Raw genomic sequence first — 24799 nt, 5'->3', positions numbered from 1 at the left:
ACTTGCAAAGAGGGGGTAGTTTAGCAAATTTAAAATCTGCCAGGAAATACTTTTGAGAAAAATTCTTAAATGTACATTGACTAGTGAAAATACTCGTTTATTGTAAATACTTCAATTTCAGAAATCCTCTAAGATAAATACGATCATTGTACGTAATCTATGAAGTATGCCAGTCTGAGTAAAATTTATGTTTTAACGCGGTTTAGTTCTGAGGAAGAATCCGATCCATTAACAGATGCGCTACAGGATAAAAATCTCATACCAGAAGAAGCTACGACATTGCTGGCGGCAGATGAGCAGCGAGCCATTCCTTCTATTAGTAAAAATACTACCCTGATGGAAGAAATTCAGCAACGGGTTCAAGACTTACCGTCATCACATCAGTTGTTATTGGGGGATAGTAGAAGCTTAGTTGATATCGCTAATGAGAGTGTGCATCTGATAGTAACTTCGCCACCATATTGGAATTTGAAGGAGTATATTAAAAATCCAAATCAGCTTGCAGAAATTGAGGACTACGAGCAGTTTTTACAAGAACTTGATCGGGTATGGCATAATATGTGGCGCGTTTTAGTCCCAGGTGGACGTTTGGTGATCGTAGTGGGGGATGTCTGTCTTGCCCGTAGGCGCTATGGCAGACACGTAGTATTTCCGTTACACGCCAGTATTCAAGAACATTGCCGCAGTCTGGGATTTGATAACCTAGCGCCGATTATTTGGTATAAAATCGCTAATGCCTCTCTAGAGGCAACAGGAAATGGTAGTAGCTTTCTGGGCAAACCATATGAACCAGGTGGTGTGATTAAAAACGATATTGAGTTTATTCTTATGCAACGTAAACCTGGTGGGTACCGCAGCCCTTCTCTTACTGCCAGAGCATTGTCTGTCATTCCTGAAACACTACACAGGCAGTGGTTTCAGCAAATTTGGCACGATATAAAAGGTGCTTCAACGCGGCAACACCCTGCCCCGTTTCCTTTGGAATTATCCGAGCGATTAATAAGGATGTTTTCGTTTGTAGGAGATACAGTACTTGATCCATTTATGGGCACAGGAACAACTTCCGTAGCGGCGGCAAACTGGGGACGTAACAGCATTGGTGTGGAAGTTGAGCCAACCTATTACCATCTGGCACTAGAACGAATGGATAAAATCTATGGCTTGCGACTCGTACGTGATCAAGTGTTGGGAGCAGTATGACAAGCAACTGTCGCATACCCCAAGATATCTTCTGGGATGCAGTATGTGGTTTTTGGAATACACGGGTAGCACAAGCACAAGCACAGGAAGTAGCTGGCAAGATTGACCGGGGTAACCGTAGTGCTGTGACGGGTGGTAAGCAGATGGACGGATTTATTTTGACCATCACCAATTTGTTACTGGAAGCCGAAGTTCCAAAACACCATATCCACGTTAAGAAAAGCTTGACGGTAATACCAGGCTTTTTTCGCCCTACGAAAACTTATGACTTTTTAGTAGTAGACGCAGAGAATCAGCATCTCAAGGTCGTTATTGAGTTAAAGAGCCAAGTTGGGAGTTTTGGCAACAATTTTAACAACCGGACAGAAGAGGCAATGGGTGCTGCCTTGGACATTTGGACGGCTTACCGGGAAGGCGTATTTGGCGATGCACCCCCGCCGCCTTGGCTTGGGTATTTCTTTGTACTCGAGGATTGTGCTGCTTCACACGCATCTGTACAGGTCGCTGAACCGCATTTTTCTGTGTTACCAGAATTCAGGGGAGCAAGCTACGCCAAGCGTTATGAACTCTTTTGTCAGAAGATGATGCGGGAACGACATTACAATGCTGCTTGCTTCATAATGGCAGACCGAAACCAGGTAACACAAAGACCAAACTATACTGAGCCATGCCCTGACTTGTCAGTTGCTAACTTTTTAAAACAACTTATCCAGCACGCGGTCTAAGGTTAATGTTATGGCAACTAAAGTAAACTAAAAATATTCGGTGCTAAATCTTTCATAGTCATAGACATAGGTGGGCATTGCCCACCTTACCAGATGCTAATTGTTGAGTGCAACATTTAACGTACGCACCAAAAAGGCCCACTTATCTGCAATTTCCTCAATGATCTTTGCTGTAGGCTTACCAGCACCATGTCCCGCTTTTGTCTCAATTCTAATCAGTGCTGGCGCATCACCATTATGAGCAGCTTGCAAAGCAGCAGCAAATTTGAAACTATGGGCGGGAACAACGCGATCGTCATGATCGGCTGTGGTAATCATTGTTGCTGGGTATGCTGTACCTGATTTAAGTTTGTGCAGTGGCGAATAAGCATAAAGTGTTTTGAAATCTTCTTGATTGTCTGGCGAGCCATATTCAGAAGTCCATGCCCAACCAATAGTAAATTTATGGAAGCGCAACATATCCATAACACCCACAGCAGGTAAAGCAGCACCGAATAAATCGGGACGTTGAGTTATGCAAGCACCAACAAGTAATCCGCCGTTACTTCCACCGCCAATAGCTAACTTAGCAGGCTTTGTATAATTATTGGCAATCAGCCACTCAGCAGCGGCGATAAAGTCATCAAACACATTTTGCTTTTTCGACTTCATACCTGCCTGATGCCATTCTTCCCCATACTCACCGCCACCGCGTAAGTTAGCCACAGCGTAAACACCACCCATTTCCATCCATACTAAATTACTGACAGAAAAGTTGGGGCTTAGAGAGATATTGAAACCACCATAACCGTAGAGATATGTAGGATTATTGCCATCTAATTTAATCCCTTTTTTATAGGTAAGAAACATTGGCACTTTTGTACCATCATTGCTTTTATAAAAAACTTGCTTTGTCTCGTAATCTTCAGGATTAAAAGCCACCTTGGGTTGACGGAAAACTGTGCTCTTTCCGCTTACCATGTCGTAGCGATAGACGGTTCCTGGTGTGGTAAAGCTGGTGAAACTATAGAAAGTTTCGGTATCATGTCGCTTGCCATGAAAGCCACCGGCTGAACCGAGTCCTGGTAATTTAACCTCACGTATCAATTTGCCTTTTAGGTCAAAAATTTTAATTTGGGTATGAGCATCTTGAAGATAATCAGCAACAAATTGGTTATTAAGTATACTAACGCTTTCTAAAGTTTCTGTCGCTTGAGGGATAATTTCTTTCCAGTTTTCTCGCGACGAATTATTGGTATCAATAGCAATGACTCGTCCTCTTGGTGCGTTGAAATCAGTGCGGAAATAGAAGATGTGATCGTCATTGTCGATAAAACCGAAACTAGACTCAAATTCCTGAATGAGTTCTACAACTTTCGCTTTTGGATTAGTCAAATCTTTGTAGAAAACTAAATTTCTGGGGTCAGTTCCTTGCCATACAGAAATAATTAGGTAGCGTCCATCTTCTGTGACATCACCGTTAAATCCCCATTCTTTCTGGTCTAGACGATTGTAAATTAGTAAGTCTTCTGATTGAGGTGTTCCCAGTTTATGGTAGTAAAGCTTTTGGTAATAGTTGACATCTTCTAATTTTGTTTTTTCCTTTGGCTCATCATAGCGACTGTAGAAAAATCCTTTACTATCATTTGTCCAAGATGCGCCAGAGAATTTAATCCACTTCAACTGGTCTTTGAGGTCAATACCTGTTTCAATATCCCTAACTTTCCATTCTTGCCAGTCAGAACCAGCAGTGGAGAGACCGTATGCTAAAAAATTACCATCTTCACTGATAGTTGTTCCTGAAAGAGCAACAGTACCATCTTCTGAAAGTGTATTGGGGTCAAGTAAAACTTTTGGTTCACCGTCAAGGGAAGTTAAGGTGTATAAAACAGACTGGTTTTGCAGTCCGTTATTTTTAAAGTAAAAGTAACGCTTACCCTCTTTGAAAGGAAGACTATATTTTTCATAATCCCATAATTTGGTGAGACGCTGCTTAATTTTTTCTCTTGCAGGAATTTCCTGAAGATAGCTAAAAGTTACTTTATTTTGTGCTTCTACCCAAGCCTTTGTTTCTACTGAGTCAGGATTTTCTAAAGGACGATAAGGGTCTGCTACTGAAGTACCGTGGTAGTCATCAACTTGATTGTTTTTGGGGCTAACTGGATAGCTCAAGTGTTTTTTTTCAGACATATTTTGGGGTGAAGAGGGTACTTTTACATAGTGTAGGGGTTGCTCCTTAGTTATGCCATTTTGCATTGGTGAATGCCAGTGAGTATAAGTTTTGGCAATTGCAATATCAGGAGCTAACAACCACCTACATATAATAATAGTTGTGAGTAAGATGAACAAAAATCGCTGTAGAGTTTTCATCAGTCAACAAGTTTTTCGCCTTTGAGCATCCGGGATGCGCCTTCTAGTAAGACTTCTTCAAGATATGGTTTGGTGAAATAACCGCTTGCACCCATTTGAATTGCCATTTGTCTGTGCTTTTGTGCACCCCGTGAGGTAAGCATAGCAATCGGCAAATGCTTGAGGTTAGGGTTTTTCCGGATGCGAGAGAGCAACTCTAAGCCGTCGCAGCGAGGCATTTCAATGTCACAAAATACAATATCACAAGGTAGATCACAACGCAGTTTATCCCAGGCTTCTTGACCATCACGCGCCTGTTCTACACGATAACCTGCTTTACTAAATGTGAGTGACAGCAATTCCCGTACTGTAATTGAGTCATCCACAATCAGCACTATGGGGTTCATCTTCTCTGTAGTGGTTTCTTGTACAGTAGGAGTCTGCTGCTGTTGGCAAAGACTGGTACTACGGTGTTTGGAGGTTCGTCCTTGGAAGATGTCAATGATTTCCATAACATCCGCAATCGGCATAATACGACCATCACCCAGGATAGTCGCACCAGCAACACCAATAGGTTTGGGGAATAGTCCTTCAAATTGCTTAATCACGATTTCTTGCTCGTTAAGCACTTGATCTACCTGTAGCGCAAGAAAGACATTTGCCGATCGCACGACAACAACACTAATCATGTCGTCGTCCCGATGGCCACCATAAATACTACCTCGACTCAGTTGACGATTAACAGTTAAAATTTCTTTGAGTTGTTGCAATGGCAGGAGTGTGTTACGCCAAGGAATGTATTTCTGCTCATCAGAATTTTGTTGGATATTTTTTACAGGAACATCTAAGGTATCTTCCACAGCATCCATTGGGAAAGCAATGCCCGCTTTATCAGATATACAGCAAAGGGCTTTGCAAATACTCAGAGTCAGGGGTAGACAAATAGTGAAAGTTGTTCCCCCGCCGAGAGTGGAATGAATATTAATTTTCCCTCGCATTTCGCTCATTCTAGCCAGAACAACATCCAAACCGATACCACGACCTGCTAATTCATCTTCTTTTTCTTTGGTACTAAAACCTGGTTGGAACAGTAAATCGTAAACATGATGGTCAGACAAGCTTTGAGCTTGTTCTGGCGTTATTATGCCAATCTTAATTGCTTTTGCCTTCACCGCTTCTATGTCAATACCTGCGCCATCATCACTGATCGAAATGACAGTTTGATTACCTTGATGGAATGCGCGGACAGTAATGACTCCCACAGGTGGCTTACCAATCGCTTGTCGTATGTCTGGTGTTTCAATACCGTGGGCGATCGCATTGTTCAGCAAATGAGTCAGCGGGGTTTTAAGATGTTCCAGAATCACTTTGTCTATCAAGGTTTCTCGACCTTCAATAACCAGTTGCGCTTGTTTACCACACTTGATAGCGCTTTCGCGCACTCCTCGTTCTAAAGGAATGGTTACTTCTGCAAATGGTTCCATTCGCGATTGCATTATCCCTTCTTGAAGCTGGTTAGTCACCTGTCGGAACTGTCGCGCGACTCTCTCGCTATCTTCTGTTACAAAATCAATATCACTGGCTGCCTCACGCACCCGCACAATGAGTTCAATCATTTCTTGGGACAGGGTATGAAAAGGACTAAACTGATCCATTTCCAATTTAGTCAAACCTCTGTCTATATCTTTATTGTAATCATAGCTGTGATGACTGCGGTTCGGGTTAACAGATGCATCTAAGAGCGATCGTTCGTACAATTCCTGCATTCTCGCGCCGACATTACTCAACTGCTGCATCTGATGCAGCAAGTTATCTAAAAACTGTCGCAGACGTTGTTGGTCTTCTTCCAACGTGTTGCGATTAACTACTAATTCTCCTACTAAATTACTCAGATCATCCAGATGCTTAACAGGAACTTTTATTAGTTGTTCAAATTTTGTCGTGCGATAGACAAAGGGACGAGGAGGTAAATCTTTCTTGTCTCTATCTGATGTTACCTGGTTTGCTGCTACACCGAATAATTTTCCTTGGGGGGTTCTTTCTTCTGGTCTGAGTTCAGCATTGACCTCTGATACTACTTTCTGGCTTAGTAATTCATCTAACTCAGTCAAGTCGCCATTCAAGAAGGTATCAATTTCTTGAGTTAATTCATCTTCTGAATCAACTGCTTCTGTTGCGAACAAATTTTCCTTGACATCAAGTGCTGAATCTAACTGTAAAGAATTATCGCCATCCAAATCTGCTTCTGTGTTTATAATCTCTGCCTGTTCCTGTGAATACTCAGAGTTTTTCCGATTCACATCTTGAAGCTGTTGTGTCAACAAGAAATTGTTGACTAAGTCTTGCTTCTTTTCAGCTTCTAAAGCCAGTATCGTAAATTCTGGAGTTAATTCTACAGCTTCTGGCTGTTGGGAGAACACACTCTTTTCAGTCTGAGATACTACCCTGTAGTTAGATGTACTTTGGGTATCTATAGTCGTGTCAACAGAAGATGATTTTTTTATCTTTGATGTTAAATCTTGAAACCAATCATCGTCCGTCTCTGATGAAAATAACAAATGGAATTGTTGATCTTCCATTTGGAAATTTAGTTCCGAGTCTTCAAAAATTAAACTATCTAAAGTAGAGTCTCTGGACTGAGTTACTACATCATACAAAAAGTCTTCCGCAGCGGTAGCCAACAAAATTTCTTCTAACTCACTTGCTACATCTGGTTGATATCCAGGAGAAAAATCGTCCTTTGGTTCTTTTAATTCCAGTTCCAAAAAGCTGTTCAAATCTTCTGTTTCAAGCTGTGTGCTCAAGATATCACTAGAAGTTGAATTGTTGACAGACAAGCCTATGGTATTGTCTTCTTCTGTATTAAAAAATAACTCTTGTAAGGTTAAGATTTTGTCTTGATGTGGTATCTTATTATTTAATAATTTTATGGTGTGACTATCATCTCTTTCGTCTATTTTTTTTACTCTCGGCGATTCTAATAAAAAATTAGAATCTTTAGTTTCTTGGATTTGGGAAAGTTCGACATTGGCAATATTCTCTGTTTCTTTTTGATTTATTTTATCTGTGGATAATGGTTGATTTTCATCTATTAACAGTTCTAATAAACTAGTCACTTTATCTTGTGTTTTTTCGTCATCAGCAATAAACTCTTCTAATGGGCTTTGTACGATTTCTGCTGTTGGTGCAAGCTTTTTATCAAGACTTAACTTGATAGAGTGACTCGTTGTCTGATGGGTTGATTCTAAATCGTCTTCTAATAAATCATCAGAAAACAAAAGAGTATATTCTTCTGTTTCTATTGTATTTTTATCAAGAAATTTTTCCAGAGGGTTATCAGTATCTTCGGCGTTGTCATTGCTAACATCTCTTTTTACTTTATCCTCAGCGTTCATCTCTAAAATTTCTTCTTTGTCCCACATTCCCTCTTCGGAACTGTTACCTTCAAAAAAATCGGCCAATCGATTTAAGTTAGATATTCTAACTTCTTGATTATTCGTATCTGTTGTATGAGTGAAATGAGCGTTATCATTGCTATTAAATTGATCAAACAGTTCAGATAAACTAGTAATTTTGTCTTCTGGCTCTATGTCCAAAACTTTTGTAGAAGTAGCATTACTGATTTTTTGTGAATTTTCTTTACCATATCCCAAATATAAAGTGCTGGAAGATGTAACTGGTGGTAATTCTAATCGTTCTGTTGGGCTATCAAATTCATCTGCCAGAAAAAGAGGTATTTCTAACAATTCAATTGTTTCTTCTACCTTAACGAGTGCTTGCAGTTGCTGACTAATTGTTATTTCAGTTTCTTTACCTGCAATAACTAATTCTAAAGCTTGTTTAAGATCTGTAATAACGGTTTTAGCGAGAGTGAGATAGGTGTTTTGTGAAAATGCGATCGCATTTCCTGCTGTTCGACACAAACCACACCAGTTAGCCCAATTAAATTCTTCACCAAGTTCAACTAACTTGTCACAACACTTCACAAGGCTTTGTCGCGTTTGCGGTGTTGCAGTTTGTTTAAACAGTTGCAACATTTCCCGTAATATCCGGATAACTTGACTTTGCACAGTTTGTGAATTTTGCCAATTTTCACTTCTTTGTGATAGAGTCTGTGGCGAAGTTGTAGGAGAAACTTTTGCTAAGATACTTGTATTTTCTGTTAGTTGATTGCGACTTTCCTCTACTAGTAATTCCAAATGTTCTTGCAACCATTTGAAGACAGGTTCAGTTTCTGACATTAAGGTCTGTGCCATTTCATCAGTAAGACCAGAAGGTTCGGTGCAACTTTCTAACAGCGCTTTTAAAGTATCAGATACACCAAGAAACAAAGATTCTAATTTTTGGTCAACTTGAATGGGATGCTGTTTGAGAATCTTAAAATAGTCTTCTAAACGGTGAGCTGTGTGTTGAATGCTACTCAGACCAAGCATTGCTGCTCCTCCTTTTATGGAGTGAGCCGCCCGAAAAACTTCGTTAATCATTTCTGGGTTATCAAGGGTACTCTGTAGATTCAGCAACCCCTTTTCTATCGTATCTAGATGGTCTTTTGCTTCCTCAATGAAGTAACCCAAAATGCGCTGTTGTTGTTCTGGCAGCATAGTTTTTAATCATTAAGTCATTGGTAAATAGTCAAATGTCAAAAGTCAATAGTCTATATTCAAAAGTCAATACTTATACTTTGAACTATAGACTATTGACTAGTTACCTTGTATTTTCAGAGATTTCGACTTGGAAACGTTCAACGGAGGTGATCAGCTCACCAGATACACTGACCAAACTATGTAAAGCACCAGAGACTTGTTGTGCTTCTCGTGAAGTGTCTTGCGCTGTTAATTCCACAGATTGCATAACTTCAGCCACAGCACGGAAGGTTTCGGTTTGTTCAACAGTGTCCGAGGTAATCCCACGCACTAAAACATCGATGCACTTGGCGACTTGAATAATGTTTTCTAGCGATCGCTTAGCTTCCTCTGCTAACTTGGTACCATTAATGACCTGTTGTATACCTTCCTCCATCGCAATCATTACAGAGCCTGTTTCGCTCTGAATCTGCATGACTATTTGTTCTATTTCTTTCAACGACTTCGCTGATTTATCTGCTAACTGCCGCACTTCATCCGCTACAATTGCAAAACCTCGTCCAGCAACTCCCGCACGTGCCGCTTCAATGCTAGCATTGAGTGCTAACAAATTTGTCCGAGAAGCAATTTGCGAGATCAACGCCACAATCTTGGAAATTTCTTGGCAAGACTCTGCCAGTCGCTTCACTTTCCGGGTTGTTTGCGCTACAGTTTCCCGAATTTCTAAAATCCCTGCCAAAGTATTCTCTACTGCTTGTCCACCTTGAAGAGCTATATCGCTAGCATCACGGGTAACAGCTTGTGCTTCGCGTGCTGCTTGTGCGACACGTTGGATTGAGTCAGTCATAACTTGTACAGAATTCAGCGTCACCGCCAACTCTTGTGCTTGTCTTAGGGCATCCCGAGATAACGCCCTAGCAAAGGTTTCCGAATTGGTTGCCCCTCTGGTAACTTCGTGTGCTGCGACTTTCACCTGTTGTACCAGATCCCGTAGGTTTTGAATTGTGAAGTTAAAAGCATCAGCGATCGCTCCAAGTACATCGGCGGTTACTTCGGCTTGCACTGTCAAATCTCCTCTGGCAGCTCCTTCTACATCGTCTAACAGGTGAATCACTTGGCGTTGCAGGTTTTCTCTAGCTTCCTCTTGTTCTTGAGCTTTACGTGTAGCTTCATTAGTAGTCGTCAATATAACACGAGTCATTTGGTTAAAGCTAGCTGCCAGTTGCCCAAATTCATCTTTTGAATACACGGTGGCTTGGACATGAAAATTTCCTTGGCGCACAGCATCGAATTGAGCTTGTAGATCTTTAGCTGTGCGGGAAATGTGCCTGTGACTGAGACTGCCCATGATACCTGCGGTAGCAAACCCAGCAATTCCAGATGCCAAAGTCATTACCCTAGCGGTGTTTTGCACCAACTCTCGTTGTTGAAGTGGTAACAACTTAGTATAAACAAAGCTAACTCCAGCAACAACCAGAGCTGAGACAACACCCACTGTACCAGCGACAATCCATTGCTTAGTTTGTAGAGGGGCATTTGCTAATGAACCAAGAAAACCTTGCTTGACAGAGACTTGAGGTTTTTTATTCCACAGATCAGCCCGGATAATAACTGGGACTTCTTGTTGGGAAGCAGCACTCATAAATAGTAGCTCCAAATCGCGATCACCTCGGATGCTACGCGAAGCCCAATCGTCCCTTCCGGGTGGGAGAAAAGCCCCATCACCTTTGGGGGTGCTATCCCAAGTCAAATCGTAATTTTGCTGAGTGAGTGTAGTCTCTGCTTGAGTGGGTTGTGAAGTGTCGTTTTCCACAGATGTTGAAGATATCTGTGGTTCCTCAAAGGGAGAATTTTGTGTTAAGTTAAATCCTGGAATATTTCCTGAATCGTCAAATTGATCAAAGTCCTCTAAAGACTCTGTTTTGTCAGCTTTGAAAGTTTTTGTATTCTCAGCTTTCGCTTCTTGATGATTCACATTAGATAGTTGCCATGCTTCTTGTTGAATAACACCAGAAAAGGCATCGCTAAAATTTTCTTTTGAATTGAACGTTGTATCAGATACGGTAGTATCGTCTATTGATATATCAAATGGACTGCTAATAGGTAGCTCTTCCATATCGTCTACAGCTTTTTGAAGTTCATCCAATGAATTCAAATGAAAGCTGCTACTGTTAGTCTTAAAGTTTTGATTATCTGTCGAATTTTCTAATTCTTGTTTCTTCACTGTTTGAGATTCAGAAGAATCAGGAAAATTATTGTCTTTTTTCTCAAAATCTTGAGCGTCTAGCTTTTGTTGATATTCTTTTATATTGTCAAGACCATTATTGGCAAGGCGGATAATTTCTTGGTCGTCTGTAAACTTTAAAACTTTTTGGTATTCTATTTTTGCCACATCACACTGCTGCAAAACATAGTATATGTGACCCCGCAGCAAAGATATATTAGGGTCATATGGTAAATGTTGCACCAGTTGATCGATGAGAGTGGCTGCTTGTTTGTAGTTTCCTTGCATGTAAGCTTTATAAGCCTGAACATAAGTCTGCTCATACTCTTTTATACTCACTACCCTTTTGTGCCTCCATTTCATCCTGCCGCTTCATTAGACGACTGAAAAGTCTGCCAGCCCCAACTTGCTGCACTTAAATTCAAAATTTACTCAGGTGTTCATTCAAAAAAAGATTCTTTATTTTGTAAGCGCACGCCCAAACCCTTGCGTTGCATTCTTCGTGTCCCAAAGGGACTTACGCATAGCCTGCCCTCTAGGTATACGCGAGTGCGTGTCTGCTCCCCCAAGCCAAGTGCCGTAGGCATAGGACATAGGGCGTAAGCGAGTTGGACTAACTAATTTTTTACCCAACCCATCGCGCACTTCGTAAAATTGCCTTGTGATCAAGCAGCCGCAGACACTGATTTTTTTTAGATCCTAATATCCATTCTCCTTGTAAAAACAGAGCCATTGTATCTGGTACACTCGTAGATAGCCTCAGCTGCTTTTTATCAAGCCAGTCCATACCCCCGATTTCTTCAACTGCTAAACCGACTATTGTATCTTGCTGTTCTATAGCAATCACAGGAATCTGAGAACGATTGGTATTTAAGGTGGTTCTTTGTCCTAGAAATTGACCCAAATCAGCCACCCAAATGACTCGACCTCGTAGATTTAGAGCACCCAAAAGCAAAGAAGAAGTATTAGGAATTGGGGTAATTCTGTCAGGACTTAGTTCAATGACTTCCCGAATATCAGTGGCTAGTAGTGCAAACTCCTGACGTAAGGGAATATAAAATCTTAGACATAACTCTTTTTCTGGACTTTTTACTTCTAATTCAGAACGGGACTGCTCTTGTCCACCTCCTCCTAAAAAGTCCGCTTGAGTGATCATTTTGTGTTCATCCTTATCCTCGCAACAGCTGTTTGACTGTTCCCACCAACTCAGTTGGTTGGAAGGGTTTAGCTATATAGGCGTCGGCTCCCTGTTTGATACCCCAGTAGCGATCAACTTCTTCACCTTTGGAAGAACATATCACCACCGGAAGATTTTGGGTTTTAGGATTAGACTTTAAGCGACGACAAACTTCATAGCCATTCATCCGAGGCATGACTATATCCAAAACGACTAAATCGGGACAAGCAATTTGAATTGCCTCCAATGCTTCTACTCCATCACTCGCATGGGTCACTGTTAAGCCACTCGCTTTTAATAAATCTGTAATCATCTCCCTCTGTGTAACACTGTCTTCCACTATCAGAACTGTACTCATACGACGCCCATATACCTCCTGATGTAAACGTTTCTGGTTAGAACATTTGCGGATTTTCCTAACTGTCTTTACTGTATAAAATAATTCTATCCCAACCTGTCAAGAGTACTCTATCCAAATCAAAATGCTATATCAGTCATAAAAAAGTTAGCAATTATACGGCTGTAAAACACAAACCCTCAGTACACAATATAAATAGGTGACAAATTATAACAGGTATTTGTTGTGTGTCATACAGTATAGACCTAACATGTAATGTCTATACATGTGTGTATATGATTCAAACGATAACCGCTATTTTTGATAAAAGTGATTTATGATACATAACTTATGGACGAGCAAATTGAAATATTTCAGCCGTGGGACAAAAACAAGAGAATAGCAAAATCTGCCTTTCGGTATACAAAATAGCGTATCCTTCAGGCATAGAACATACCTCAAGGGTGAGACAACCTGCTACACAAACGGCGGTTCCCGTCGATTGCGAACCCCCGCTCTATGGCGTTCCGCCACGCCTTACGGTGAGTCCAGCGCTGCGGGAGGGTCTCCCTCCGCAGGCGACTGGCGTTAGCGTTTGCGCAGCGCCCCCTTAGGGGCTAGCGGAACCGAAGGTTCTCCCCGGAGGGCTATCGCAGCGTGCCCGCAGGGCATAGGTCATCCCCGGAGGGCTTCCCGCAGGGTAGAATGTGGCGTCAGGCGACTGCCTGCCTAGTGGTTTTGACGTACATAAAGTATTATATACTACTAAAAATATAGTATACATAGATAAGTATTCACTGATTTTAGGAGTCTTAAGTACACAAAAGGAATAACAGTGTGCTGTATTTAGCAGAAGTACAAAAGCAGAAAGGCGGTTTACTTGGTGGTGGCAAAACTGAACTAAAACTATTGGCTTGTCAACGAACTGACCAAAGTTGGAGTACAGTTTCTGAAGAAGTGGTTCCTGCTGAGGAAGCTAGCAAATTAAGTGATGGAGTCCTCGTATTGGTTGAAATCAATCCCAACCGTAAAGTACAACGGATTCAGGAGGCGGGGCGTCCTTTAGTGAATATTTTGCAGAATTTTTCCCGTCAGGTAGAAAAATTTAAGCTTAGAGAAGAAGAAATTAACCAGTGGAAGCAGTCTCTGACGTTTCAAGCGCAAGAGTTAAATCGGCGTGAAATGGATATGGAAGAGCGTTTGGAACAACTGCAACAAATGGAGGATGAATTTCAGCGCTTGGAGACGCAACAACAAGAAGTAGAAGCTTCCCGCCAGGAAATTGAAATGTTGCAAACCGAGATTTCCCGCAACCGTAAAGAACTTGAAGGAGCATGGGAGCACTTGCGGGGTGAGCAACGTCGCTTGGAAGAGTACAAAACAAAGTGTTCCTACTCTGCTGTATTGGATAATCAGCAAAGTCCAGCACTAAACGAGTTACTTGCTCAAGTGTCTACTAGCCTTGCTTTTACACAAATAGTACGCGAATATCTCAATCATGCCCTGAAAGTGCTCGAAAGGCAGCAGGAAGTTTTAAACTGCCAACAGTTGCAACAGTATAAAAGTACAGTTGATCAACACCTCCGAGATTGAATAAGCAAGCTAAAACTGTTTCAGGTAAATCCACTCACCTTCAACTTGGGCGATCGCACCACCAGGAAATGGATCAGTCTGCGAACGGTTTGGTGCATTGATTAAAGCGATTAGTTTTTCAATTTGCTCAAAACTAGGAGCAATCTGAATTATTTCTTGTAATACCTGACGCATGACGCGACGCTGTAGCGCCAGTGGTGCTTTCTGTAATACGCGACGGTTTAGCCTGATTGGATATGAAGTATAAAAATTTCCTTCCTCATCTGCTGATGTCACCATCGCCTGTTGGAGCAACTGATAGGCAGCTTGTTCTAAATATTCTACTTCTGCTTGCAAAATTTCAGCAGTCTGGGCAAGAACTGATTCAACTTGAGGGTTGAAATTTTCTTGCAAATATGGTAAAACATTTTGACGAATGCGATTACGGGCAAACTTCAAATCTTGATTAGTTGAATCTTCCCAAACAGGTAGCTGAAACTCTTGGCAAAATTGCCCAGTTTGCATACGAGTTATTTCTAACAGTGGGCGTACAAGCACGACCCCATTATCCAGCAGTCGTTGCCATGTTAATGCTTGCAAGCCATCAGCACCTGTACCGCGAATTAAGTTGTAAAGTAGAGTTTCAGCGCGATCGCTGGCTGTGTGACCTGTAACAATGCAAGAAAATTGATTTTCCTGGGCGATCGCACTCAAAACTTGATACCGCCAATTACGTGCAGCAGCTTCGCTTTTTAAAGGTTCGTCAGCTGTTCGTAAATAAAATGAAACACCCCAATTTTTTGCCAAGTTTTCTACATGCTTAGCATTTGCTTGGGAGTCGGAACGCCAGCAATGGTCGCAGTGGACAATACTTAGATACCATCCCCATTTTTTTTGTAAATCTAACATTAACTTTATGAGGCACAGGGAATCTTGTCCACCTGAAACTGCAACTAATAGTCGTTGGTTGCGCTCAAACAGGTGACGAGAGCGGATCGTACGGTGTAATTTTGCATGCAGAGGAGTCCAAGGAGTGCGATCTGCCTTTGGCAGCAAGCTTCGCTTATCGCTCATTCAGCAATTTATAAATTCAAGGGTTAGAAACGACTATGTTGAAAAGACGAGTGAGGGAGTGAACTCAAATGATAACTGCTTACTGTTAACCCTTCGGGTTCGCCAGTCGCCTACGGAGGGAGACCCTCCTGCAGCGCTGGCTCACTGCTCACTGACTCAGTCATGGGAGTGACAAACAACTGTCATTAATCCGTCATATTGGCTTGTTAGAGTTATCTCAAGGAAAAATTAAGTTTGCTCCTATCACCACAATTTGTGCTCTCTTGTATGGTAGATAGCAAGGGAGCATTTTTATAGCATATATTTATTCACACCACGCTGTTTATTTTTTCTGTGACCTATTATGCCTTTTTTCCCCAAACTGCGTCCATTCATTTTGATAGTCTTTTTTATAAGCTCCCTCTTAACTGGAGTGCTCTCAGGAGGCTATTTTAGCAATGCTGCAACACCAAGTGCAGTAACACCTGTGTCTAATTTTGCCCTCACTCAGGGGGTACGTAAAACGGTATTGAAAAATGGTTTAACAGTCTTAACTAAGGAAGTCCACACCGCACCTGTGGTGAGTGTGCAGGTTTGGTATCGAGTTGGTTCGCGCAACGAGAAAGCAGGAGAGAATGGTATCTCTCACCAGCTAGAGCATTTGATGTTCAAAGGAACCACAGATCGTCCAGTACAATTTGGTCGGCTGTTTAGTGCTTTGGGAAGTCAGTTCAATGCTTTTACGAGTCATGACGAGACAGCTTATTTTGGCACAGTGCAACGCGACAAATTAGAAGCCCTAGTCACCTTAGAAGCCGATCGCATGGAAGGCGCTTTAGTTGGTGCTGAACAACTGACAAGTGAGAAGCGCGTTGTCATTTCGGAATTACAAGGATACGAAAATTCTCCAGGCTATCGCCTAAATCGGGCTGTGATGCGAGCAGCTTTCCCGAAACGGGCTTATGGTTTACCCGTAGGAGGTACAAAAGCTGATGTACAGCAATTCACAGTGGAGCAGGTACGCAACTACTACAAAACCTACTACACCCCTGACAATGCGACTCTAGTGATTACGGGAGATTTTGCCACAGAGCCGGTGCTGAAAACTGTCCAAAAGACTTTTGGAAAGTTACCAAATCGGGGGAAACAAGACAGCCAAACTAAGGAAAATTCTTCAAAAACACCTTCTTCTACCTCTACTCCTAAAAAAACACCTTCTCCCTCCTCTTCTTCTACCTCTGCTCCTAAAAAAGCACCTATCGTCTTAAAAGAACCAGGAAGCGCTGCATTATTGCAAGTCGTTTATCCTCTACCAAATGTTAATCATCCAGACGTACCAGCCATTGATCTGATGGATGTGGTTCTCACGGGCGGACGTAGCTCACAGCTTTATCAAACCTTGGTAGAATCAGGCTTGGCAAGCTCGGTGGGTGCAAGTCCTTCAGAACTGATCGAACCAGGTTGGTACGAAATTAATGTCACAGCTGCTGCAGGTCAACCCCTATCAAAAATTGCCCAGGTGTTGCAACAATCGTTGGCTCAACTGCAACAAAAACAAGTCACCACAGAAGAATTGAACCGAGCAAAGACGCAACTTCAAGCTTCCTTTGTACTCGGTAACCAAGATATTACCTCTCAGGCGACACAGCTAGGGTATAACCAAACAGTCGCTGGAGATTATCGTTATGTTGAGGGATATCTTAAAGCAATTGCCAAACTCACAGCAGCAGATATACAGCGAGTGGCGAAAACTTACCTCAATCCTGCTAAACAAACTATCGGCTTTTTTGAACCGACTCTACCAGGTGGTAAGCCAGGGAGTTCCAGTGGTGCTTCTAGTCGCACTGTAGAAAACTTCAGCCCTGGTAAACCTGTCGATCCAGCAGAACTTGCTAAATACCTCCCTCCCGCAACATCAGCCACTGCTTCGACTCAACAACCGTTACCACAGCAATTCACACTCAAAAATGGCTTGCGCGTTTTACTGCTACCTGATCACAGTGTCCCCACTGTGAATCTCAATGGACAAATTGATGCTGGTGCCGAATTTGATACTAACCAGAAAGCAGGTTTAGCAAGTTTGGTTGCAACCAATTTAATGAATGGAACTCAAACAAAAAACGCTCTAACTCTAGCAAAAATCTTGGAGAATAAGGGAGTCAGCTTAGGATTCGGTGCTACTCGTGAAGGAGTTGGTATTAGTGGAAATGGGCTGTCTGCTAATATGCCGATATTAATTCAAACTCTGGCAGATGTAGTGCAAAATGCTACCTTCCCAGATAACCAACTAGAACTTACTCGTCAGCGGGCTTTGATAAGTCTGAAAGTACAACTAGATGATCCTCGCGGATTGGGACGACGGGTATTCCAGCAAGCAATTTACCCGGAAAATCATCCGTTTCATAGCTTTCCTACAGAAGAAAGCTTAAAAAGTGTGACTCGTGCTGATGTGCTTCGCTTTTACCAGGAACACTATCGCCCAGATACGACAACGATCGCCCTTGTTGGTGACTTTGACCCTAACCAAGTGAAAGCACTATTCAATAAAGCTTTCGATAAATGGCAAGTTCAGAATAAGCCACCGACTCTTAACTTACCTCCGGTGTCCTTACCGCAAACAATGAAACAGTTGAATTCAGTGATTCCCGGTAAGACGGAAGCTGTAACCTACATTGGTTACAATGGTATCGCACGCAAAGATTCTCGTTACTATTCTGCTTTGGTACTCAATCAAATTTTGGGCGGCGATACCTTGTCTAGTCGCTTGGGTACTGAGGTGCGCGATCGCCAAGGTTTAACCTACGGTATCTACAGTGGCTTTGCTACAGGTATTAATCCTGGTCCATTCTTAATTCAGATGCAGACAGCTCCAGGAGATGCTCAGAAGGCTATTACTAGTACCCTCGCTTTACTTAAGCAGTTGCGAGAGCAAGGAATTACCGAAGCCGAATTGAATACAGCCAAACGCTCAATCACCAATAACTACCCTGTAGAATTGGCTAATCCTAGTAACGTAGCGAGCATGATTTTAGATAATGCCGTCTATGGTCTTTCTCAAGCCGAAATCCGAGAATTTCCCAAACGAATTGAAGCAGTGACTCCGGTTCAGGTGCAACAGACAATACAAGAACTTATTCATCCAGAGAAGCTGGTGATTGTCACAGCCGGACCTGGAGCTTAGTCAAGTCTAAAGGATAAAGAGTGAAGGATGAAAAAATTAAACTTCACACTTTATTCTAATTCTATTGAGGGCTACTTCTCCCTACACCCCCACACCCGCTCCCCGAAGCGGGCTTGGTCAAATTTAAAACGAGCGCGGCAGGGTTCGAACCTGCGACCAACGGATTAGAAATCCGTGGCTCTATCCACTGAGCTACGCGCCCAATCAAAATAACTGCCTCGTTGGACAGTCAGTTTTTACATTATATCTGTAAACCTAAGCAAAAGGCAATCTAAAATTATTGCAGATTTCACCTCGGCGAAGCTAAGATCCAAGTCGTCGCAAGAGTGAGTTAATGAACAAACAGCGAAAACAAAGCAAATGGCATATTGGTTCGTCATGGGCGTGAGCTGAGTACCAGTTTTAGCTTGAAATTGACTGGTTTAGTTTTATCAGAACTGTCTTTTGAACTATTATTCAGCCAAAAAGCTGCAATGCCTGCATTTATACAGTAAAGTTCTATGAGTAGCGCTAACACCAAGTTACACCATCTCAAAACTATGTTCTCCACTCAAGGCATTGTCTGGGCTATCCTAAGTTGGGGTCTGCTGGCACTTCTACTATTTCTGGTGTTTAGTAGTATAATGTCATATTCACTCTTGCTCCGAAAGCGTGCTGAGTGGGATGTTATTGGAACATATATTTTTGAGGTAATAGCTTATCTAGCTGCTGGTGTCTTATGCTTAAGAAATTGGCGCAGTCCACAAATACAAGAGTGGTTATAGTGTTTGGTTAGTCATCAGTATGGTTATGCTTTTATATTTCCTTGGAAAGATATTTGTCAGTTGTACAGAAATAGTCTTGCAAGAAGAACTTATGGTTTTCCTTGCTGTTCTGTTTTTTGTGATCACTGATTTTTTCCTGGGGATGGGCATGACCCGCTTTAAATGGGCCACAAGTTGGGTTCGTAACTATCAAAATAGAGAGATATTTAGAGGTATTTTGGGCGTGAAGTGGAGTTTTATTTGGCATAGCCGCTGTTGGAAGAATACGACGCATCATTCATCCGTTCGCGACGTGTCAGTGGAAGAAATACAGTTTAGAAATTTGTGGTGTCTACCGTGAGAAAACTAACAGAACCAGATAAACACGAAATTCTCAAATTATACCGCGAAACTGCCGAAACAACCTCAACTTTGGCAGAACGCTATGACGTGAGTAACTCGACGATTAGCCGCTTACTCAAAAGTACTCTGCCAGAAGATGAGTATGAATACCTTGTGTCTTTAAAGCGTGCTGCAAGAACCCCTGAAGGAAGGGCACAAGTTAACTACGACAATCTGCCTGCTTTTAACAATCAGCCACAGGAAGACCAGAAACAAGAGCAAAAAATATTAGAGCCTGAAGTTTCGCAAACTGTCGTTGAGATTGCGCCCCTCCAAGTTCCCCAGACGCCTAAGTCGTCAGATCCTCCAGCAGCAGTGGTCTTACCGCAAGAAGAACCTGTGGTGGCACAAAACTTACACCTTGTGGAAGTTGATGAGCCAAGTCATGCTAGCAGACGAGTGAAGCGGCGCTCCTCAGCCGAGACAAAACCAATTTTACCAATTCGAGGTAAGCAATATGAGCAACCACATGAGCAACCAGTTGCTGAGCAATTGGAACTTCTAGAACAAAAACCCCCAGAAATAAAACCTCCAGAAATAAAACCTCCAGAAATAAAACCTTCAGAAATCACCAGCATTCCTAGTCCGCTTTTGGAAGATACACGTCCAGAGGCTAATGTCATAGCGGAAATGTTTGGGGAAGATTTGCTAGATGAGTCAGATGATTTGGAGGATTTGGAAGATGATGATGATGATGATGACTATGATGAAGAAGACTTTGAACCAGCTGCACCTTTCGTCACAAGACCAAGATCGGGTGAGGCATTAGTAAGAGTTTTACCATTGTCATCAGCGGCTTTGCCCAAAACTTGCTATTTAGTTATAGATCGTTCCTCAGAATTAATCACTCGTCCACTGCGGGAATTTGGCGACTTGGGACAAATTCCTAGCTTGGAAACTCAACAAAGAACGCTACCAGTATTCGATAACCATCGAGTGGCAAAGCGCTTCTCAACCAAGCGCGATCGCGTGATTAAAATTCCTGATACTAAAATGCTGCACAAGGCTCGTTATCATCTACAAGCAAAAGGAATCACTCGACTGTTAATAGATGGTCAAGTCTACTCCTTGTCTAGTGTTTAGTCATTAGCTTGATTTCAAAACAAGCCTCCCACTTTATTCAAAGGTGTTGTACAGCACAGTAGAGACAGATACACACACAATAAGTAATTTCTCTGTTGTTTGTCCGCACGGTTTGGTTGCATATTCAGGGGAACCCAACGCCAGTCGCTATCCTACAACAAGTTTTCTGGTGGGCGTCTAAGCCTGTGAAACTCTCCCGACGGCGCTGGTTCCCCAAAACACTCCCTGCCTTGCGCATCTGTGGTTTCAAGTAGCCCCAAATCTAATTGTTTTCCAAATCTAATGTGCCAGTTTTCTAAAAGATAGCTAACTAAATCCATCAAATAGCTGACTATAAGTCCTTGCTATATAATTGAATAATGCTATCTTAATATTACGCACACTAAGTTTTTTGTGAAAAATGGTCTATAAACCCAACAAGTCTCAAGATTTGGAGTCATGGCAGCAAGTCCGTGCACCATACGGTTTAGGCTACCGGATTAAAATTCTCTCACAACTGTTAAGTCGCAAGTTGACTGAGCGGTTGGAGCCGTTTGGACTAACCCCCTTCCACTGGGTAGTGCTTTGCTGTTTATGGGAGGAAGACGGTTTACCAACTTCTAGTATTGGAGAAAAGCTGCAACAGGTGGGAGGTACGTTAACTGGCGTATTGGACAGAATGGAAGAAAGAGGTTTGATTCGCCGAGAACGTGACTGTCGCGATCGCCGAATTTGGCGTATTTGGCTAACAGATGCAGGCAGAGAACTCGAAACAGTCTTGCCAGCTATTGCGGTAGAAATTCGCGAGCAAGCTATGCACGGTATTTCTTACGCTGAACGAGAACAGTTTTCCCAACTTATGAATCAGGCAATCGAGAATTTATCCTAGAATCAATCATCCATTTGGGTGAGGTGCTTTGTTGGTTGTTTTCTCTAAAATAATATTACGCATTCTAAATAAATATCTATTAAATAATCTTCCCTAAACATTTAGCACTCTAAATATTACAACGGGCAAAAACGATACTGGAGCTTAACTATCATGGAACGCACAAACAACATCAACTCCAACGGACGTAACAAACACAAAACTGCAGTTCTGGAGAAAGAGCTTGTTAAAGACACAGAAACTTTGGAAGCTTTAACATCAGAAAATTTTACAAATAGAACTCTACCAGCACAAACAACTCCAGAAGCTGATGTGCATACTCAGGCTGAGACTGAGAACAAGCAAGTCAAACCCCAACCGCCGGAAACACCAAAGAAGAAAAAACCGATAGGTTTGATTTTGACAGCATTGGGTGTGGGTGCTGTAGTTGGTGGAGGTTTTGGTTACCACTGGTGGCAGTATGCTTCCACTCACCAAGAGACAGACAACGCTCAAGTTGCGGGACACTTACACCAAGTCAGTACTCGCATTCCCGGAACCATAAGTCAAGTCTTGGTGAATGATAACCAGGAGGTACAACCAGGACAATTGCTGGTAAAACTTGATCCACGGGATTATCAAAGCAAAGTGCAACAAGCTGATGCAGCGCTACAAAATGCTCGTCGTCAGGCGCAAGCAGCACAAGCAAATATTAACTTAGCCTCAAAAACAACGAGTGCAAAAACAGTTCAAGCACAGGGAGATGTTAGCGGTGCTGTCGCAGCGATTTCCACAGCGCAAGCCGCCGTACAGGAAGCACAAGCTGGGATTCCCGCTGCACAAGCTGAGGTGAAACAGGCAGAAGCAGGAATTCCCGCCGCACAAGCCCAAGTTGCCCAAGCAAACGCCAATTTGCAAAAAGCGCAAGCTGATTACAACCGTTACAACACCTTGTCTCAACAAGGGGCAATTCCCCGTCAGCAATTAGATACTGCTAAGTCAGCGTATGATGTGGCTGTAGCCCAAAAGGATGCTGCGATTCAAGGAGTGAACCAAGCGCAAGCACGATTAGCCGCCGCCAGAGTTGGCGTAGCAAAAGCACAATCGCAACTAGCGCAAGCACAAGAAGGAGTAGTGAGTGCTCAAGCAAAACTAGCAGCATCCAAAGGTGGACTGCAACAAGCAACTGCAGGCGGTGAACAAACAACAGTCAACCGTAATCAATACGAAGCAGCCAAAGCAGCCATAGCTCAAGCAGATGCATCCTTGAAAGACGCCCAGTTGCAGTTATCCTACACCAACATTACTGCTCCTGCAGCCGGACGGGTAGGGCGCAAAACGGTGGAAGTTGGTAACCGGGTACAAGCAGGAACACCTTTGATGGCGATCGTCAATGACGAATCTTGGGTTGTTGCCAACTTTAAAGAAACTCAGTTGGAAAACATGAAGCCAGGAGAGGAAGTGGAGATTAAAGTTGATGCTTTATCCCATCATCCCTTTAAGGGTCGCGTTGATAGTATTTCGCCAGCTTCCGGCGCACAGTTTGCCCTTTTACCACCAGATAATGCTACAGGTAACTTTACGAAAATTGTACAACGTGTTCCTGTGAAAATTGTTTTCGATAAACAGAGCATCAAAGGCTACGAATCGCAAATTGCACCAGGGATGTCCGCAGAAATCAGTGTAAAAGTCAAGTAGGACGAGGGGATAGGGTACAAGGAAAAATTTGTTACTAAAACCTCTTCCAAAAGCAATGGTATTCTTTTCCACCTGTAGAGAGGCGTAATAAGGTGTCAGGTCAGATGATATTTATAAAAAGATATATAGTGGTATAAATCAGGCTTGAATGAAGACACAAGCAAATAGAAAGAGTCCGCTTTTACCGGCATTAAGGTCAAGAAATTACCGTCTGTTTTTTGCTGGACAAGGAATCTCTCTCATTGGGACATGGATGACCCAAATTGCCACAATTTGGCTAGTTTATGACTTAACTAAATCGCCATTCATGCTGGGAGTTGTGGGATTTTCTAGTCAAATACCTAGTTTTTTTATTGCTCCCTTTGGTGGAGTTTTTATAGATCGCTTTTCCCGTCATCGCACTATTATTGGTACACAAATTCTGTCAATGATTCAGTCATTAACGCTAGCAATTCTAGCGTTGACTGGCGCGATTCAGATTTGGCATATTATTGCCTTAAGTTTGTTTCAAGGATTGATCAATGCTTTTGATGCACCAGCAAGACAAGCATTTGTACCAGAGTTAGTAGAACACAGAGACGATTTAGCAAATGCCATTGCTATTAATTCGACAATGTTCAATGGTGCGCGATTAATTGGTCCAGCAATTGGAGGTTTGCTGATTGCTCACATTGGTACTGCATATTGTTTTTTAATTGATGGGTTAAGCTACATTGCTGTGATTTGTGGGTTATTAGCAATGGAGGTGAAGCCGTGGAAAATCGTAGTTATTGACACAAATGTCTTCCAGAGAGTCAAAGAGGGGTTTGACTATGCCTTTGGCTTTCCACCAATTCGTGCTATCTTGCTGCTCTCGGCTTTAGTCAGCCTTATGGGAATGCAGTATACGATTATCGTACCGATTTTTGCAGAAGAAATCTATAAAGGTGGTGCACAAACTCTAGGTTTTTTCATGGCAGCATCAGGAGTTGGAGCACTAGCAGGTGGAATTTATTTAGCGACACGCCAAACGGTAGTAGGACTTGGTAAATTGATTGCTTTAGCACCAGGTGTTTTAGGAATTGGTTTGATTGCTTTTTCCTTGTCACGCTTTCTACCATTTTCTTTGTTAGCACTGCTGTTAGTTGGTGTAGGAATAATCATTCAAGTTGCTGGAAGTAATACAGTATTACAAACAATTCTTGAAGATGATAAACGCGGACGAGTCATGAGTTTTTTCAACATGTCCTTTTTGGGAATTACACCTTTTGGGAATTTGTTAGGAGGTGCATTAGCAGATCGCATTGGTGCTACGAATACATTAATTCTTGACGGTATTGCTTGTATATTGGGTTATATCTTTTTCTCAAGACAATTACCCCGTATAAGACAACTTGTTCACTCAATTTATGTAGAAAAGGGTATTTTGACGACTACACAACACTAGAAGGGGATAAAAAGTATGCTATAGCAATCCGATCTGATTTTTGAGAATCACTCATGGAGATAAGAAACGCTTAACGCATAATTCCCTACACCCTTATACCATTCAGACGTTCGGCAAGCGGCGAAGCCCGTACACTCGACATTTTGGGGCTTAAGCGTTAAGCCTCAACTTGACATATTGAAATATTTATTGGGGTCAAAATACTCGTCTACGCACTTTT

The 24799-nt window shown here is 42.2% G+C and carries 15 protein-coding genes, 1 tRNA gene and 1 pseudogene; 9 read left to right on the top strand and 8 right to left on the bottom strand.

Annotated features, from left to right (window positions below):
• The first annotated feature begins 159 nt into the window (after positions 1-159).
• Together AC5JM2_RS17230 and AC5JM2_RS17225 are read left to right on the top strand one after the other, a co-directional pair.
• Positions 160-1200, top strand: a complete 1041-nt coding sequence (locus tag AC5JM2_RS17230) for a DNA-methyltransferase (RefSeq protein ID WP_495836076.1) — start codon at positions 160-162, stop codon at positions 1198-1200.
• Positions 1197-1925 carry a PaeR7I family type II restriction endonuclease gene (locus tag AC5JM2_RS17225; RefSeq protein ID WP_495836075.1) on the top strand — a complete coding sequence of 243 codons (729 nt, stop codon included), beginning with the start codon at positions 1197-1199 and terminating at the stop codon, positions 1923-1925. The genes AC5JM2_RS17230 and AC5JM2_RS17225 overlap by 4 nt, the downstream gene beginning before the upstream one ends.
• Before the next feature lie 96 nt (positions 1926-2021).
• Here the strand turns inward: AC5JM2_RS17225 and AC5JM2_RS17220 are convergent, their stop codons facing one another.
• The 5 genes from AC5JM2_RS17220 to AC5JM2_RS17200 form a co-directional block, all read right to left on the bottom strand.
• Entirely contained in the window at positions 2022-4094 is a 2073-nt protein-coding gene (locus tag AC5JM2_RS17220) for a prolyl oligopeptidase family serine peptidase (RefSeq protein WP_495836236.1), read from the bottom strand.
• Between the two features lie 179 nt (positions 4095-4273).
• The gene (locus AC5JM2_RS17215) at positions 4274-8854 is read right to left on the bottom strand and encodes a hybrid sensor histidine kinase/response regulator (RefSeq protein WP_495836074.1); all 4581 of its coding nucleotides are present in this window, start codon (positions 8852-8854) and stop codon (positions 4274-4276) included.
• A gap of 103 nt (positions 8855-8957) precedes the next feature.
• Entirely contained in the window at positions 8958-11423 is a 2466-nt protein-coding gene (locus AC5JM2_RS17210; protein ID WP_495836073.1) for a methyl-accepting chemotaxis protein, read from the bottom strand.
• A 262-nt stretch (positions 11424-11685) separates the two neighbouring features.
• Entirely contained in the window at positions 11686-12216 is a 531-nt protein-coding gene (locus AC5JM2_RS17205) for a chemotaxis protein CheW (RefSeq protein WP_495836072.1), read from the bottom strand.
• 13 nt (positions 12217-12229) lie between these two features.
• Entirely contained in the window at positions 12230-12595 is a 366-nt protein-coding gene (locus tag AC5JM2_RS17200; RefSeq protein ID WP_495836071.1) for a response regulator transcription factor, read from the bottom strand.
• A gap of 816 nt (positions 12596-13411) precedes the next feature.
• Between AC5JM2_RS17200 and hmpF the strand changes: the two are divergent.
• Positions 13412-14152, top strand: a pseudogene (gene hmpF, locus AC5JM2_RS17195) (pilus motility taxis protein HmpF); the annotation flags it as partial.
• A 24-nt stretch (positions 14153-14176) separates the two neighbouring features.
• Here hmpF and tilS read toward each other — a convergent pair.
• The gene (gene tilS, locus AC5JM2_RS17190; RefSeq protein WP_495836070.1) at positions 14177-15220 is read right to left on the bottom strand and encodes a tRNA lysidine(34) synthetase TilS; all 1044 of its coding nucleotides are present in this window, start codon (positions 15218-15220) and stop codon (positions 14177-14179) included.
• Positions 15221-15563: 343 nt separating this feature from the next.
• Here tilS and AC5JM2_RS17185 point away from each other — a divergent pair, with 343 nt between their 5' ends.
• Positions 15564-18380, top strand: coding sequence for a M16 family metallopeptidase (locus AC5JM2_RS17185; RefSeq protein WP_495836069.1), 2817 nt, complete (start codon positions 15564-15566; stop codon positions 18378-18380).
• Positions 18381-18509: 129 nt separating this feature from the next.
• Here AC5JM2_RS17185 and AC5JM2_RS17180 read toward each other — a convergent pair.
• Positions 18510-18582: transfer RNA gene (locus AC5JM2_RS17180), tRNA-Arg, on the bottom strand.
• Positions 18583-18880: 298 nt separating this feature from the next.
• Here AC5JM2_RS17180 and AC5JM2_RS17175 point away from each other — a divergent pair.
• Positions 18881-19144 carry a hypothetical protein gene (locus tag AC5JM2_RS17175; RefSeq protein WP_495836068.1) on the top strand — a complete coding sequence of 88 codons (264 nt, stop codon included), beginning with the start codon at positions 18881-18883 and terminating at the stop codon, positions 19142-19144.
• 31 nt (positions 19145-19175) lie between these two features.
• Here AC5JM2_RS17175 and AC5JM2_RS17170 read toward each other — a convergent pair whose 3' ends face one another.
• On the bottom strand, positions 19176-19421 hold the full coding sequence (locus AC5JM2_RS17170; RefSeq protein ID WP_495836067.1) for a hypothetical protein: 246 nt from the start codon (positions 19419-19421) through the stop codon (positions 19176-19178).
• Positions 19422-19480: 59 nt separating this feature from the next.
• Between AC5JM2_RS17170 and AC5JM2_RS17165 the strand changes: the two genes are divergently transcribed.
• The 4 genes from AC5JM2_RS17165 (at position 19481) to AC5JM2_RS17150 (ending at position 24579) form a co-directional block, all read left to right on the top strand.
• Positions 19481-20608, top strand: a complete 1128-nt coding sequence (locus AC5JM2_RS17165) for a transposase (RefSeq protein ID WP_495836066.1) — start codon at positions 19481-19483, stop codon at positions 20606-20608.
• Positions 20609-21008: 400 nt separating this feature from the next.
• Positions 21009-21476 carry a MarR family transcriptional regulator gene (locus tag AC5JM2_RS17160; RefSeq protein WP_210618095.1) on the top strand — a complete coding sequence of 156 codons (468 nt, stop codon included), beginning with the start codon at positions 21009-21011 and terminating at the stop codon, positions 21474-21476.
• A 153-nt stretch (positions 21477-21629) separates the two neighbouring features.
• Positions 21630-23153 (top strand): HlyD family secretion protein, encoded by a 1524-nt coding sequence (locus AC5JM2_RS17155; protein WP_495836065.1) that lies wholly within the window; start codon positions 21630-21632, stop codon positions 23151-23153.
• A gap of 148 nt (positions 23154-23301) precedes the next feature.
• Positions 23302-24579, top strand: coding sequence for an MFS transporter (locus AC5JM2_RS17150; protein ID WP_495836064.1), 1278 nt, complete (start codon positions 23302-23304; stop codon positions 24577-24579).
• Positions 24580-24799 lie beyond the last annotated feature (220 nt).

It is taken from the genome of Brasilonema angustatum (assembly GCF_059505445.1).
The sequence above is the reverse complement of the archived record's forward strand: the minus strand, read 5'-3'. Positions and strand labels throughout refer to the sequence as shown.